Raw genomic sequence first — 402 nt, 5'->3', positions numbered from 1 at the left:
GCAGGGTGGCAAGGTAGGAACGGATCGTGCAAAAGGTATCGGCGCCGTTTCTGGTCCGGAAGCCGCCGGAGATCTTCTGTTTGACCTTCGGCATGCGAACCGCCTGCTCGGCAAGGTTGTTGGAGAACGGGACGCTGGGGTCAGAAGCGAAGCGCCAGACATCATCGGCATAGGTGCGCAAGCGCCAGAGGAGGTTGGTCGCCTTGCTCTGTCGTGTTCGTCCGCGCTTCCCCGATTTTTCCGCCTGCGGATTGAGGACCTCGCCTTCGCTGAGAATTTCGGTATATCGGTTACGCCACAGCGCAACGCGTTCGACGGGTAGCGAACCGCCCGCCTGGTTCACCTCATGGCAGGCAGCCACCAGAAGTTCGATCAGGCGGCCTGCCCAAGCCTGCTGGAGTT

At 61.2% G+C, this 402-nt stretch carries 1 protein-coding gene; it reads right to left on the bottom strand.

The genetic code is table 11. The annotated features are described in order from the left end of the window. Positions 1–402, bottom strand: a 402-nt coding sequence (locus CAPSK01_RS11115; protein ID WP_273703587.1) for a transposase, incomplete at both ends; no start/stop codon positions are given.

The organism is Candidatus Accumulibacter vicinus (genome assembly GCF_000584955.1).
GTDB lineage: Bacteria > Pseudomonadota > Gammaproteobacteria > Burkholderiales > Rhodocyclaceae > Accumulibacter > Accumulibacter vicinus.
This window is presented reverse-complemented; position numbering and strand designations above follow the sequence as displayed.